Origin of the sequence: Halorussus sp. MSC15.2 (assembly GCF_010747475.1) — an archaeon.
Lineage (GTDB): Archaea > Halobacteriota > Halobacteria > Halobacteriales > Haladaptataceae > Halorussus.
Genome location: NZ_VSLZ01000005.1, coordinates 28393 through 42119 on the forward strand (window position 1 = coordinate 28393; position 13727 = coordinate 42119).

Sequence of the window (13727 nt, forward strand, 5' to 3'; positions counted from 1 at the left end):
GACGCGTCACCGAATCGCGTCTCGCCTCGTGAGATAAGACAAGGGTTTACGTAGGGGAACGCAAAAAGCGCGACTATGGCTGCCATCGAAATCGACGGCGTAACAAAGCGGTACGGCGACGTGGTCGCCGTCCGCGACCTCTCCTTCGAGGTCGAAGAAGGCGAGGTGTTTGGCTTCCTCGGCCCGAACGGCGCGGGCAAGTCCACGACTATCAATATGCTGTTGGACTTCGTACGCCCGACCGAAGGAGAGATACGGGTACTCGGGAAGGACGTCCACGACGAGAGCGTCGCGGTCCGCGAACACCTCGGCGTCCTCCCCGAGGGGTTCTCGGTGTACGACCGACTGACCGGGAGACAGCACCTCGAATTCGCCATCGAGTCGAAGGAGGCCGACGAGGACCCCGACGCCATCTTGGAGCGCGTCGGTCTCGACGGCGACGGCGACCGGAAGGCCGGTGGCTACTCCAAGGGGATGGCCCAGCGCCTCGTCCTCGGGATGGCGCTGGTCGGCGACCCCGACCTGCTCGTCCTCGACGAACCCTCCACGGGACTCGACCCGCAGGGCGCGCGCCAGATGCGCGACATCGTCCGCGAGGAGGCCGACCGGGGTGCGACCGTCTTCTTCTCCAGTCACATCCTCGGACAGGTCGAGTCCGTCTGTGACCGCGTGGGTATCCTCCGCGACGGGCAACTCGTCGCCGAGGACTCCATCGAGGGTCTCCGCGAGACGACCAGCGCCGACACCGTCCTCCGGATTACGGTTGGCGACGTGCCCCAGCAGGCCATCGCCGACGTGGGCGCGCTCGACGGCGTCTCGGAGGTCGAACGCAACGAGAGCGGCGACCGCCTGACCGTCTCCTGCCAGAGCGACGTGAAGACCACCGTCCTCTCGACGCTGGAGGAGGCGGGTGCAGAGGTAATCGACTTCGAGACCGAAGAGGCCTCGCTGGAGGACCTGTTCATGGCCTACACCACCGACGGACAGGAGGTGACAGCATGACGTGGCAGGCCATCGCCCGGAAGGACTTCCGGGACGCGGTGCGCTCGAAGTGGCTGTGGGGCCTGTCGGCCGTCTTCTTCGGCCTGTTCGTCGGGAGCGCCTACCTCATCGGGTCGGGCGTCCAGTCGAACGGCAACCAACCGCTCACCTCAGAGGTGTTCGTCCCGACGCTCGGCAACCGCGTCGTCGCGCTCGTGGTGCCGATAGTCGCCATCGTCGTCGCCTACAGTTCCATCATCGGCGAGCGCGAGTCCGGGTCGCTGAAGTTGCTGCTCTCGCTGCCCCACTCCCGACAGGACGTCGTCGCCGGGAAGGCGACCGGACGGAGTACGGTCCTCGCGCTCCCGGTGCTCGTCTCGATGCTGCTCGCGGCCGTCGTCCTCGCCATCTACGGCATCGACGTGGAACCGCTGAAGTATCTGGCGTTCGTCGGCCTGACGCTGCTGCTCGGGGTCGTGTTCGTCAACCTCGCGGTGGGCGTCTCCGCCGCGGCGTCCTCGAACCGCCGCGCCATGCTCGGCACGGTCGGTCTCTACGTCGTCCTGACGATGCTCTGGACGCAAGTACGACGCGTCCTGCTCGTGTTCAACGACAAACTCGGTCTCGGGTGGGAGCAGATGACGCTCGTGAAGTACGGCCTGTTCATCAAGTACTTCAACCCGGTCCGGGCCTACGAGAGCCTCGTCACCCGCCTGTACACCGACAGCGTCCTCGGCGCGCGACTCTACGGTGTTCCCAGAATGCAACAGCAGATAATCTCCCAGCGACTCGGCGAAGCGCCGTTCTACCTCTCGGACTGGGTCGTACTCGCCCAGTTCCTGCTGTGGTTGCTCGTCCCCGTCGCGCTGGGCTATCTGGTGTTCCGGGAGTCGGACCTCTAACCCGGACGTAACTCCCCACCGGCGACGGACCGCTATTTCTCGATGCCGCGCTCCGCCAACAGTCGGTCGAACTCTTCGCCGTCCAGCACCGGCACGTTGTTCTCCTCGGCCGCGTCGAGTTTGGTCTGGCCCGGACTGTCGCCCGCGACGAGGTAGTCCGTGTTGCCAGAGACGCTGCTGGTGGCGTTCCCCCCCGTGGTCTTCGACCAGTTCCTGCGCCTCGCTCCGGGTGTAGCCGTCGAGCGACCCCGTGAACACGAACGTCAGACCCTCCAACTCGTCGCCGGTCTCGGTCTCGCTCGGGGTTTCGAGGGGTCCGACGGCGTCGAGCAGGTCGTCGATGACGCGCTCGTTCTCCGGCGAGTCGAAGAACTCCGCAATCTGGTCGGCGACCTTCGGGCCGATGCCGTCGACCGACTCCAGTCGCTCGCGGGACGCGGACTGGACGGCGTCCAACTCGCCGAACTCGCGGGCGAGGTCGGCCGCCGTCGCCGGGCCGACCTTCGGGATGCCGATGGCCGAGAGGAACTCCCGCAGGCGAGGGTGCTTCGAGTCCTCGAGTTCGCGCAGGAGGTTCTCGGCGCTGGTCTCGCCCCAGCCTTCGAGGTCGGTCAGGTCGGACTCCTCGATTCGGTAGAGGTCCGCGAGACTGTCCTCGATTAGCCCGGCGTCGATGAGTTGGTCCACGCGCTCGCCGCCGAGACCTTCGATGTCCAGTCCGTCCTCGCTGGCGTAGTACTCGACCGCGCGCCGCAACTGGGCGTCGCAGGCCAGTCCGCCGGTGCAGTAGGCCATCGGACCGTCGAACTCTACCGCGCTCTCGCAGACCGGGCACTCCTCGGGGAACTCGTAGTGACCCTCGGCGCGCTTCTCGACCACCTCGGCGACGTAGGGAATCACGTCGCCCGCGCGCTCGACTCTCACCTCGTCGCCGACGCCGACGTTCATCTCCGCGATTTCCTCCGGGTTGTGGAGGCTGGCGCGCGAGACGGTGACGCCGCCGACGTCCACGGGGTCGAGGAGCGCGACAGGGGTAAGGCGGCCGGTCCGGCCGACCTGTACCGTGATGTCGGTGATGGTCGTGACCTCCGAGCGCGCGGGGAACTTGTAGGCGTACGCCCAGCGGTAGTGGCGCTCGGTGGTCCCCAGTTGCGCGCAGGTGTCGAGGTCGTCCACCTTGATGACGACGCCGTCTATCTCGTAGTTGAGTTCGGGCCGGTCGTCCATCAGGCGGTCGCGGTAGTCGAGCGCGTCCTCGATGTCGTCGGTGCGCTCCGACCGGTCGTTGACCCGTAGCCCCCACTCGGGCAGGGTCTCGTGTTGCTCCCAGTGGGAGTCGAAGTCGTAACTAGAGTCGAGGACGTCGAAGAAGAACACGTCGAGCGGTCGCCCGGCGGTCACGGAGGGGTCCAACTGCCGGAGGGTTCCGGCCGCCGCGTTCCGGGGGTTGGCGAAGGGGTCCTCGCCGCGCTCGACGCGCTCGCGGTTGAGTCGCTGGAACGCGTCCTCGGGGATGTGGACCTCGCCCCGGAGGACCAGATAATCGGGGTAGTCGCCCCGGAGTCGGTGGGGCACGCTGGCGATGGTCCGGACGTTCTCGGTCACGTCGTCGCCCTCGTAGCCGTCGCCGCGCGTGGCGGCCCGGACGTACTCGCCGTCCTCGTAGACCACTTCGACCGAGAGGCCGTCGAACTTGGGTTCGCAGACGTAGGTCACGCCGTCGCCGACCGACCGGCGAACCCGCCGGTCGAACTCCCGCACGTCCTCGGCCTCGCCGCCGGAGTCGATGGAGAGCATCGGCGCGACGTGTTCGACCGTGTCGAGTTCGTCCAGCGGTTCGCCGCCGACCCGACGGGTCGGACTGTCCTCGGTCCGAACGTCGAAGGCGTCTTCGAGGTCCTGCAGGCGGGTGAACAGCGCGTCGTAGGTCCGGTCGGCGATTGCGGGGTCGTTCTCGACGTAGTAGCGGTAGTCGTGGTACCGAATCGCCTCCCGGAGCAGGCGGGCCTCCTCGGCGGCCTCGGTCTCACTGAGTTGCTCGACGGGGTCGAAGTCGGTCGGCGGGTCCTCGACGTAGGGGTTCTCGTCGGCGCTGACGGTGGTCATTACCGGGAGTTTGTCGGGTATCCCGTAAAAGTTCCAGTCTTCGACCACCGGTGGACGGCGCGAGTTCTCTCGGTCGGATTCCCAACCCCGCCGAATCCAAAAGGACTATCAGTGGTGCGTGAAAGCACCATCCAAGCCGATGCCCTCCCCGGATTCGACCGACTCCGCGAACCCCTCCGACGACCGACCTGACTCCGCAGACGACCGAACAGAATCGCCAGACGACCGGCCCGACTCCGCCGACCCCCGGATGAACGACGAGTACGTCCGCAGACTTCCCCACGTGGGCGTAACTCTCGTCGGCGTCGTCCACGACCACCCCGCGAGCGTCCACCGCGCCCGCGAGGTCGTCCGCGAGCGCGACCCCGCGGTCGTCGCGCTCGAATCGCCGCCGCTGGCGACGCCGCTCTACGAGACCTACGCCCGCGAGTCGCGGACGCCGCCCTCGTTCGGCGGCGAGATGAGCGCCGCGGCGCAGGCCGCCCACGAGTGCGACGCCGAGGTGGTCGGCATCGACGCGCCGACCGGCAGTTTCTTCGTCCGACTCGCCCGCAACTGCTGGCGCGACGGCGCGTCGCTCGGGACGCTCCGGAAGGTCGCCTCGGGCGTCACCTCGGTGACCTGCCACGCGCTGGTCTGCCGGGTCGCGGCCGCCGTCGCCGACCGGACGTCACTCCGAGTCGAGGTGGACCACCCCGTCGAACACGACTGCGACGTGACCGACCCGCCCGCGATGCAGGCCCGCGACGAGGTGTCGCAGGCCCGGCGCTCCCAGTCGCTCCTCCGGGCGTTCGACCCGCCCCGTCCGGTCCGCCTCCGCGACGAGACCCGCGAGGAGTGCATGGCCGCGAATCTGAACTCGCTCCGGCGTCGGGGCGAGACGGTCGCCGTCGTCGGTCTCGACCACCTCGACGGAATCGCCGAACAGTTGGACGAGTGAGCACCCCGCCGAGGCCTACAGGTCGGTGCGAAGCAGCACCTCGTCGTCGGTTATCGCGTCGATTTCGGTCTCGTCGAGGGGGTAGAGTCGGTCGTCGCGGTCGCCCCAGTCGAGTTTCGCCAGCACGCGGTCCGGCGCGTCGGCGCTCGGGTCGACGTAGGCCGTGTCGTCGTCGCCGATGACGACCGTGCCGACGGTCTCGCCGTCGAGCGTGACGGGCTTCCCCTCGTCCTGCGTCGTGAAGTCAGCCATCGCCGTGCGCTACGGTCGCGGGGGCAATCACCGCTGGGGCCGGCGGGAATTGTGAAGACCCCGCTTATTTAAGCCGAATCCGACGTAGTGTGTAGGTATGCGCGAGGACTTCCTCCTCCTGAACCCCGGACCCGTCCCCGTGACCCGCGACGTACGGCAGGCGATGAACGAACCGATGGTCTCGCACCGCTCGGCCGAGTTCGAGGCGGTGTACGAGCGAGCGCAGGACGCGCTCGACTACGTCTTCACCGAGTCCACGCTCGACGGGTCGTCCACCGCGAGCGACGGTACAAGCCTCATCTTCAACGGGACCGCGACGATGGCGATGGAGGCCGCGGTGGCGAATCTGGTCGGCGACGGCGGGAACGTCGTCCCGCTGGTCAACGGCAAGTTCGGGCGGCGGTTCAAGCGAATCGCCGACCGGTACGCCTCGGTGGACCCCGTCGAGACGACGTGGGGCCAGTCCATCGACCTCAACGCGGTCGAAGAGGCCGTGGACGACGACACCGACGTGGTGACGATGGTCCACAACGAGACCAGCACCGGCCTGCTGAACCCCGTCGAGGAAGTCGGCGGAATCGCCGCGGAGTACGACGCCACCTTCGTCGTGGACGGCGTGACCTCCATCGGCGGCGACGAGTTCCGCATCGACGACTGGAACGTGGACGTGGCGGTCACCGACGCCCAGAAGTGCCTCGCGGCACCGCCGGGCACCTCGGCGATGTACGCCACCGAGGCCGCACAGGAGCGGTTCGACGGGGACGCCGCGCCGTTCTACGAGGACCTCGACTGGCACCTCCGGAAGGCCGACTCCCACCAGACCCCCTTCACGAGCGCGGTGCCGCTGTTCCGGGCGCTCGCGGTGGCGGTCGAGAACATCGAGGAGGAGGGGATGGCCGAGCGAATCGAGCGCCACCGCCGCCAGTCGCGGGCGTTCCGCGAGGCGTTCACCGCGATGGGACTCGACCTGTTCGCCGAGCGCAACGAGGCGACCGAGTACTCCAACACCCTGACCGGGGTGTCGCTCCCGACCCACACGCGCGAGAACCCCGACGCCTTCTTCGAGGCCATCGAGGAGCGCGGCGTCTCCATCTCGGGCGGACAGGCCCACCTCGGCGGCGAAATCTTCCGCGTGAGCAACATGGGGAACCTCTCCAGCGAGCAGATTCTCCGCGGCGTGCGCACTATCGGCGAGGCCTTTGAGGAGACCGGCGAGGACGTGGATACCGAGGCGGGCGTCGAGGCGGCCCGCGCGGAACTGCGGTAAGCCCGCGATTGCGGGCCGAAGAACGGCTTTTTTCAACGCGGTCTGTGAATCGTATGCCGATGTCCCGAGACGGGTCCCCGGACCTCGCCGCGAAACTCGACCGCATAACCTACCTGCTGGTCGTCGTCGTCGTCCTCCAACTCGTGAACGCACTCGACCTCGGCGTGAACGGACTCGCTCTGCTCGCCGTCGTCGGGTTCTTCTTCGGCATGCTGTACAACGCCGACCTGTAGCCGAGAGAGCGGGAGTCCCGGACCGTCGTTCGACTCCCCACCGAGTGGCGTTCGATTACCCGCCGAACACGCTCGCCCCGCCGGTGTCGATTCGGAAGAACGCCGGAATCGAGACCAGCGCGATGGCGGTCTCCAGCGCACCGGCGACGAGGAACGCTGCGAGGAAGCCGAACTCGTCGGCGACCGTCCCGCCGACGAGGATGCCCGCGAGGAAGCCCAGACTCCCGAAGACGTTGAACCCTGCCATCGCGGTCCCGCGGGCGGAGTCGTCGGCGAGATCGGTCACGAGCGCCATCGTCGCGGGGGCCATCAGCGCGCCGATGACGCCCACGAGGACCATCGCGCCGCCCGCGATTTCGACGGTGGGCGAGAGACCGACGCCGACCACCGCGAGACCGTAGAGCGCCGACCCGGCCGCGATGGGAATCGCTCGTCCGATGCGGTCCGAGAGGACGCCGAAGGGGTACTGCAGCAGGGCGAACGGACCGAAGAACAGGCCGAGCATCAGCCCCGTCGCCGCGGCGTCGAGACCGAACGCCTCTCGGAAGTAGACCGTGCCGACGAGCGCGAAGAAGCCCGCGGTGAATCGGTCGAGGAATCCAAACGCGTACGGAATCCCGAGCGACGGCCGGTCCGAGAGGGTGGCGAGCGCACGGGAGACGCGCCCGCGGCGGTCCGAAGACGCGCCGTCGGCGGGCGCGCGGTCGGGAATCAGAAGCGCCAGTCCCGCGGCGCAGACCAGCAGGCCGCCAGCCGCGTACAGCGGAACGAACGGTCCGAATCCGTAGAGTTGACCGCCGAGCGGCGCGCCGACGGCGGTGCCGAGACCGATGGCGATGCCCGCCGCCCCCATGTTCTTGCCGTGGCCGCCCTCCAAGTCCATCAGCATCGTCATCGACAGCGAGAACGCGCCGATGGTGGTCGCGCCCTGAAGCACGCGAATCGCCAGCACCGCCGGGAACGACAGCGACAGCGCCGCGGGCAGCAGCGCCAGCGCGAAGTATCCGACGGCACCGCCGAGCGCGCCCGCGACGACGAACGGGACGCGGCGTCCGGCGGTGTCGCTGACCGCGCCCCAGAGACCCGCGCAGACGACGAACGCCGCGAACTCCGCGGCGAGGAACCACATGCTCGCGTCGAGGGCGGTGGTCGCGCCGACCGCCGCGACGAGGTCCGGGACGCCGGGATAGAGCAGTACCTGCGCGAGCAGGACGGCGAACACCACGGCGGCGAGTATCGGTCGGTCGCGTCGAGCGAGCGTCACGGTGAGACGGTCGGAGATGGGGACCGCTCGGCCTTATATGCCGGTGAATCCGGACTCACCCGCCGACAGTGACGGTCTCGTCGGTCGGGTCGAGTTCGACGTGTCCGCCGACGGGAATCGGCGCTATCGGCGCGGTGTGGCCGAACTCCGCGTCGAAGACGACCGGCGCGTCCGGGTTGTACTCCGCCAGCACGTCCGCGATGGTCTCGCGCTGGTCCTCGCGGTAGTCGGCGCGGCCCTCCGGGCCGGGGTCCTCGAAGAGGCTACGGGCCTTGGCGCGACCGACCAGCACGCCCGCGAACCGCTCCAGCAGGCCGCGCTCGCCCATCCCGATGAGGAACTGTCGAACGTCCATCGCGGAGGGGAGTTCCTCGGAGGTCTCCAGCAGGAGGATTCGACCGTCGAGGTCCTCGGCCGGAGGGAGGTACCGGTCGGTGCGCAACTGCATGTCGAGCGTGCTGACGCACCCGCCCCACGTCCGGCCCGAGACGGCGCGGTCGCCGCCCCGCCACGTCCGCCCCGGACTCGGTTCCGTCTCGCGGTGGCGGTCCAGATTGTCGGGGTCCGCCCAGTCGAGGTCCTCGTCGGTGAACTCGTCGGCGGGGCGAATCTCGCCGAACGCGTCGAGGTCCTCCGCGAAGAACGCCGTTTCGAGGTACTCGACGGTGTAGTCGTGCATCGACCCCTGCATGGCGAGGTCGGTCATCACGGTGCCGCCGTAGAACGAGACGACGCCGAGGTTCCAGAGGTAGCACGCGAGGTTGGTGTTGTCGCTGATGCCGTAGAATCTGGTGGGGTTCTCCCGGAGGACTTCGGGGTCGAGGTGCTTCAGGATGCGAACCTGTTCGAAGCCCCCGATGACGGTCACGACGCCCGAAATCTCGGGGTCGGCAAAGGCGTCCATCACGTCCCGGGCGCGTTCCTCGGAATGGTCGTAGAGGTAGTCGGTGTCCTTCGTCGCGGTCGGGAACTCGACCGGTTCGAGGTCGAACACCTCCCGCAGGCGCTTCAGGCCGAGTTCGTAGACGTGCGGGTACTCGGTCGCTCGATTGGACCCGGGCGCGACGACCGCCACCCTGTCGCCGCGGTCCAGCGCGGGCGGGACGACGAAGTCGTTCATGGTTGGGAGTTGGGTGTCGGGCATGCTATGATTTTCGGAGGGGAGAGAGCGAACCCCACACGTTGATGTTGAGTCGCTGCCAGCACTCGCGCATGGCCGACCCCGAACTGCTCGCCTCGCTCACGGTTTCATCGTTCGCATTTCGAGACGCGAAGCGTCTCGCCCGCCTCGACAGAATCGCCCTCCTCCTCGTCGCCCTCCTCGCGGTCGAACTGCTCGAACTGCTGAACGTGGACGCCCTGCTGGCCAGTGTCGCGGTGTTCGTCTTCGGCTTCGCGTACCTCTGGGGCAGGTCGGTCGTCGGACTGCTGTCCGGGGAGGGTATCTGACCGATGACCGATTCGGACGAGCTCGCGGCCGAACTCGACGCGCTCGGCGACAGACTCGACCGCGTCACGGCCCTGCTGGTGGTGGTACTGGTGGTCCAACTCTTCCACGTTCTCGGCGACGTGATGGTCGACCTCACGCTGGTCGCGCTCGGCGTCGGGTTCGTCGGTCTCGTCGCCGTCTTCCTCGTCGCCCTCGGCGAAGGACTGTAGAGTCACTCCTCGACCGGCGGGACTCTCCCCGTCGCGCTCGGCGTGCCGTCCTCGCCGACCACGGGCCACCCGTTCTCCCACCGAATCCGGTCGAGCATCAGCAGTCGTCTCGGGGTGTCGCCGACCCACGCGTTCCCGGCGACGTAGGCGTGGTAGAGCATCCACCACCCGCCGTTTCGGTCGCGGACCACCGCACAGTGACCCGGCGCGAGGAACCGCTCGCCGCCCTCCAGTATCGTCGTCCCGGTCGCGTCGGCGAGCGTGAGTCGCTCCCCGGCGCGGTTGCGGTACGGTCCCCGGAGATTCTCGGACCGGCCGACGACGACGTAGTAGGTGCTCTTCGCGCCCGCACAGCAGGTGCCCCGGGAGCCGAAGAAGTAGAAGTAGCCGCCGCGCTCGACGACGTAGGGCGCTTCGACGCCGCGGGCCGCTATCTGGAACTTCTCGCCCGCCACGGAGAGTCCGTCCCCGGCGAGTCGAATCCCGTAGATTCCGCGGTGGCTCCCCCAGAACAGGTACGGCGTCCCGTCGCGGACGAACAGCATCGGGTCGATGGAGTTGGGCACCCCGATTCGCTCGCTCCGGAAGAGACCGCCCCGCGGTTCGAAGGGTCCCGTGGGGTCGGGCGCGGTGGCGACCCCGATTCCGGGGTTGTCGGCCCCGAACTCGGAGTCGGAATAGTAGAGCGCGGTCCGGCCGTCGAGTCGCCCCACGCCGGGTGCCCAGAGGCCGCGGTACTGCGACCACGGTGGTTCCTCCTCGAAGGCCGGACCGACCGGCGTCCAGTCCACGAGGTTCGGCGACCGCAGGATGGGGACGAGTTCACGCTCGGGACCCTCGTCCGGTTTCCACGGGTGGTACGTTCCGTAGGCGTAGTAGGTGCCATCGACGTGAAGCACGTCGGGGTCCGGGAAGACGTGCTCGTAGACCGGGTTGCGGTAGGTGTCCTGCGACTGCCCTCGGGAGTAGTTTCGGTCGCGGTGGTCGTCGTGGTCGCGGAGTCATCTGTCTCGAAACGGGGGACGTCGCTGAAAGGAGCGACGCCGCCGAGACAGGCGACCCCCGCGCTGGCGAGGAGTTCGCGCCGGTTCACGCCGGGGGTACACCGACGTCGTGGAAAAGTGTTCTTGCGCAATGGTTCTGGTCGGTCGAATCGGTGGTGGATGCCGGAATTGGCGGAGTCGATGGCAGAATTGGGGACGGAACAGGACGGCTAATAGTCGAAGTGAGAGACAGAATGGGAAAGGACGGCTAGCTACTGCTTGAGCCACGGAGTCACCGCAACCGCACCGCGACAGCCTCACACCTCCCCAACCTCCTCGCTCACTTCGTTCGCTCGTCCCTCGCACGCCTCGGCGGACCACGCGGGTCCGCCGGAAGACAACCCGCGTCTTCCGAGCAATCGCGCCACGGCGCGATGACGCCAGCACGCGCCGAGCAGAAGGTACTCCGAGGTCAGCAAACGACGAACAGCGGGTGACAAATCACCGTCATCCCCTCCGTCTTGCAAGCCTTGCCGTAACTCTCGGTTATAACTCTCCGTAGAAATATGAGTGTAGTACATGACCTCCGAGGACGACCAGCCGCGCTTCGACACGCGAAGCCTCCACGCGGGGTACGGGGCCGACCCCGCGACCGGGGCGCGAGCGCCGCCCATCTACCAGACGACCTCCTACCAGTTCGGCGACGCCGACCACGCCGCGGACCTCTACGCGCTCGACGCCGAGGGCGACGTCTACTCGCGCATCTCGAACCCGACGACTCGCGCGCTCGAAGACCGCGTCGCCTCGCTGGAGGGCGGCGCTGGGGCGGTCGCCACCGCGAGCGGGATGGCCGCCTTCGACTCGCTGGTCCTCGTCCTCGCCGGGCAGGGCGACAACGTGGTCTGCTCGACAGACACCTACGGCGGGACCACCGCACACCTCAGACACACTGCCAGCAGGCGCGGGGTCGAACCCCGATTCGTGGACACGCTGGACTACGAGGCCTACGAGGAGGCCGTGGACGAGGACACCGCGTTCGTCCACGTCGAGACCATCGGCAACCCCTCGCTGGTGACGCCGGACTTCGAGCGCGTCGCCGCCATCGCCCACGACGCCGGAGCGCCTCTCGTCGTGGACAACACCTTCGCCACGCCCGCGCTCTGTCGGCCCCTCGAACACGGCGCAGATGCGGTCTGGGAGTCCACCACGAAGTGGCTCCACGGGAGCGGCACCACGGTCGGCGGCGTACTGGTGGACGGCGGAAGCTTCGACTGGCAGGCCCACGCCGACGACTACCCCGAACTCGCGGGGGAGAATCCGGCCTACCACGACACCGACTTCTCGGCGGACTTCCCCGACGCGCCGCTCGCGGCCGCGGTCCGGTTCCGCGCGCTCCGGAGTCTGGGCAACCAGCAGTCGCCGTTCGACGCGTGGCAGACCATGCAGGGCATCGAGTCGTTCCCGCTCCGGATAGAGCGCCACTGCGAGAACGCCGCGATTCTGGCGGAGTACCTCGCGGACCGCGACGACGTGGCGTGGGTCGCCTACCCCGGACTGGAGGGCCACGAGACTCACGACAACGCCAGCGAGTATCTGGAGGGCGGCTACGGCGGCATGATAGCGTTCGGACTGGAGGAGGGGTTCGAGGCGGGCAAGCGGTTCTGCGAGAACGTCGAACTCGCCAGTTTCCTCGCCAACGTCGGCGACGCCAAGACCCTCGTCATCCACCCCGCCAGCACGACCCACGCCCAACTGTCGCGCGAGGAACAGCGCGACGCCGGGGTCTCGCCCGACCTGATTCGGCTCTCGGTCGGCATCGAGGACCCGGCCGACCTGCTGGCCGACGTGGAGCGCGCCATCGAGCAATCGACGAGCGACGCGACGGGCGGAACATGAACCGCGTCCGCGACACCGCCGACCTCGGGGCATTCGAGTTCGAGTGCGGCCGGTCGGTCCCGCTGGAGGTCGCCTACGAGACCTACGGCGAGTACGACGGGAACAACGCGGTGCTGGTCTGTCACGCCCTGACCGGGAGTCAGCACGTCACGGGACCGGCCCGCGACGACGCGACCGACGGGCAGGCCGCGGCGTGGTGGAGCGACGTGGTCGGCCCGGGCAAGGCCATCGACACCCGCGAGTACTACGTCGTCTGCGCGAACGTGCCGGGGTCGTGCTACGGGACGACCGGTCCCGCCAGCATCGACCCCGAGACCGGCGACCCGTACGGCACCGACTTCCCGGCCGTGACGGTCGGCGACTGGACCGAGGCGCAGGCCCGCCTGCTCGACCACCTCGGGGTCGGCCCGCTCCATGCCGTCGTGGGCGGGAGCGTCGGCGGGATGAACGTCTTGGAGTGGGCCAAGCGCTACCCCGAGCGCGTGGACCGCGTGATTCCGGTCGCCACCGCGGCGCGACTCGACCCCCAGATGCTCGCCATCGACGCCATCGCGCGCCGGGCCATCACGACCGACCCCAACTGGAACGGCGGCGACTACTACGGGACCTCCGAGGACGAAGCGACCGGGGACTCCTCGGACGAGTCCGCGGCCGATGGACGGGGCGAACCCGACGACGGTCTCGCAGTCGCCCGTCAGTTGGGACACGTCAGCTACCTCTCGAAGGAGTCGATGGACCGGAAGTTCGGCAGGCGGTCTGCGGGCCGTGCCGCGATGGCCGACGCCTTCGCGCCGGACGACCCCGCGGGCGACTTCTTCCCCTACCGCGAAGTCGAGTCGTACCTCGACTATCAGGCCGAGAAGTTCGTGGAACGGTTCGACGCCAACAGTTACCTCTACCTGACACGGGCGATGGACGACTACGACCTCTCGTCGGGCTACGACTCGGACGCCGACGCGCTCGCCGGGTTCTCCGGCGAGGCGCTGGTTATCAGTTTCACCGGCGACTGGCACTTCACCGTCGAACAGGCCGAGCGCCTCTCGGCGGCGTTCGAGACGGCGGGCGTGGACGTCGCCAACCACGTCGTCGAGAGCGACCACGGCCACGACGCCTTCCTCGTGGAACCCGAGGAGGTCGGCCCGCCGATTCGGGACTTCCTCGCGGCGGGCGTCGAGGGCCGGGCGGTCAGCGACGCCGACGAGCGCGAGTTCGCGCCGGTGCACGCGAGTCTGTTCGGCGACTGA

12 protein-coding genes and 2 pseudogenes are annotated in these 13727 nt (G+C 68.4%); 9 read left to right on the forward strand and 5 right to left on the reverse strand.

Annotation, left to right across the window (positions count from 1 at the left end):
- The first annotated feature begins 75 nt into the window (after window positions 1–75).
- Both FXF75_RS16990 and FXF75_RS16995 read left to right on the forward strand, forming a co-directional pair.
- Window positions 76–1002 carry an ABC transporter ATP-binding protein gene (locus FXF75_RS16990; protein ID WP_163523044.1) on the forward strand — a complete coding sequence of 309 codons (927 nt, stop codon included), beginning with the start codon at window positions 76–78 and terminating at the stop codon, window positions 1000–1002.
- Window positions 999–1883, forward strand: coding sequence for an ABC transporter permease subunit (locus tag FXF75_RS16995; protein WP_163523045.1), 885 nt, complete (start codon window positions 999–1001; stop codon window positions 1881–1883). Before FXF75_RS16990 ends, FXF75_RS16995 begins: the two co-directional genes overlap by 4 nt.
- Before the next feature lie 32 nt (window positions 1884–1915).
- On the opposite strand, the pseudogene ligA reads toward FXF75_RS16995, so the two are convergent.
- Window positions 1916–3989: pseudogene (gene ligA / locus FXF75_RS17000) on the reverse strand (NAD-dependent DNA ligase LigA).
- Window positions 3990–4107: 118 nt separating this feature from the next.
- Between ligA and FXF75_RS17005 the strand changes: the two are divergent.
- A complete protein-coding gene (locus FXF75_RS17005; protein ID WP_205427798.1) occupies window positions 4108–4929 on the forward strand; it encodes a hypothetical protein in 822 nt (273 codons plus the stop codon).
- 15 nt (window positions 4930–4944) lie between these two features.
- Here FXF75_RS17005 and FXF75_RS17010 read toward each other — a convergent pair whose 3' ends face one another.
- Complete coding sequence (locus FXF75_RS17010) at window positions 4945–5181, reverse strand: PRC-barrel domain containing protein (protein ID WP_163523046.1); 237 nt, start codon at window positions 5179–5181, stop codon at window positions 4945–4947.
- A gap of 97 nt (window positions 5182–5278) precedes the next feature.
- Between FXF75_RS17010 and FXF75_RS17015 the strand changes: the two genes are divergently transcribed.
- Both FXF75_RS17015 and FXF75_RS17020 read left to right on the forward strand, forming a co-directional pair.
- Window positions 5279–6448 carry an alanine--glyoxylate aminotransferase family protein gene (locus FXF75_RS17015; RefSeq protein WP_163523047.1) on the forward strand — a complete coding sequence of 390 codons (1170 nt, stop codon included), beginning with the start codon at window positions 5279–5281 and terminating at the stop codon, window positions 6446–6448.
- 59 nt (window positions 6449–6507) lie between these two features.
- Window positions 6508–6681: a hypothetical protein gene (locus FXF75_RS17020; protein WP_163523048.1), complete on the forward strand. Its 174-nt coding sequence runs from the start codon at window positions 6508–6510 to the stop codon at window positions 6679–6681.
- Between the two features lie 55 nt (window positions 6682–6736).
- Here FXF75_RS17020 and FXF75_RS17025 read toward each other — a convergent pair whose 3' ends face one another.
- Window positions 6737–7945, reverse strand: a complete 1209-nt coding sequence (locus FXF75_RS17025) for an MFS transporter (protein WP_163523049.1) — start codon at window positions 7943–7945, stop codon at window positions 6737–6739.
- A 55-nt stretch (window positions 7946–8000) separates the two neighbouring features.
- Window positions 8001–9065 (reverse strand): S66 peptidase family protein, encoded by a 1065-nt coding sequence (locus FXF75_RS17030; RefSeq protein WP_163523050.1) that lies wholly within the window; start codon window positions 9063–9065, stop codon window positions 8001–8003.
- A 92-nt stretch (window positions 9066–9157) separates the two neighbouring features.
- Between FXF75_RS17030 and FXF75_RS17035 the strand changes: the two genes are divergently transcribed.
- On the forward strand, window positions 9158–9394 hold the full coding sequence (locus tag FXF75_RS17035) for a hypothetical protein (protein WP_163523051.1): 237 nt from the start codon (window positions 9158–9160) through the stop codon (window positions 9392–9394).
- Between the two features lie 3 nt (window positions 9395–9397).
- Window positions 9398–9604 (forward strand): hypothetical protein, encoded by a 207-nt coding sequence (locus FXF75_RS17040; protein ID WP_163523052.1) that lies wholly within the window; start codon window positions 9398–9400, stop codon window positions 9602–9604.
- 2 nt (window positions 9605–9606) lie between these two features.
- On the opposite strand, the pseudogene FXF75_RS17045 reads toward FXF75_RS17040, so the two are convergent.
- Window positions 9607–10533 (reverse strand): annotated as a pseudogene (locus FXF75_RS17045) (family 43 glycosylhydrolase); the annotation flags it as partial.
- Window positions 10534–11166: 633 nt separating this feature from the next.
- Between FXF75_RS17045 and FXF75_RS17050 the strand changes: the two are divergent.
- Window positions 11167–12483, forward strand: coding sequence for an O-acetylhomoserine aminocarboxypropyltransferase/cysteine synthase family protein (locus FXF75_RS17050; RefSeq protein WP_163523053.1), 1317 nt, complete (start codon window positions 11167–11169; stop codon window positions 12481–12483).
- Entirely contained in the window at window positions 12480–13727 is a 1248-nt protein-coding gene (metX, locus tag FXF75_RS17055) for a homoserine O-acetyltransferase (RefSeq protein WP_163523054.1), read from the forward strand. The genes FXF75_RS17050 and metX overlap by 4 nt, the downstream gene beginning before the upstream one ends.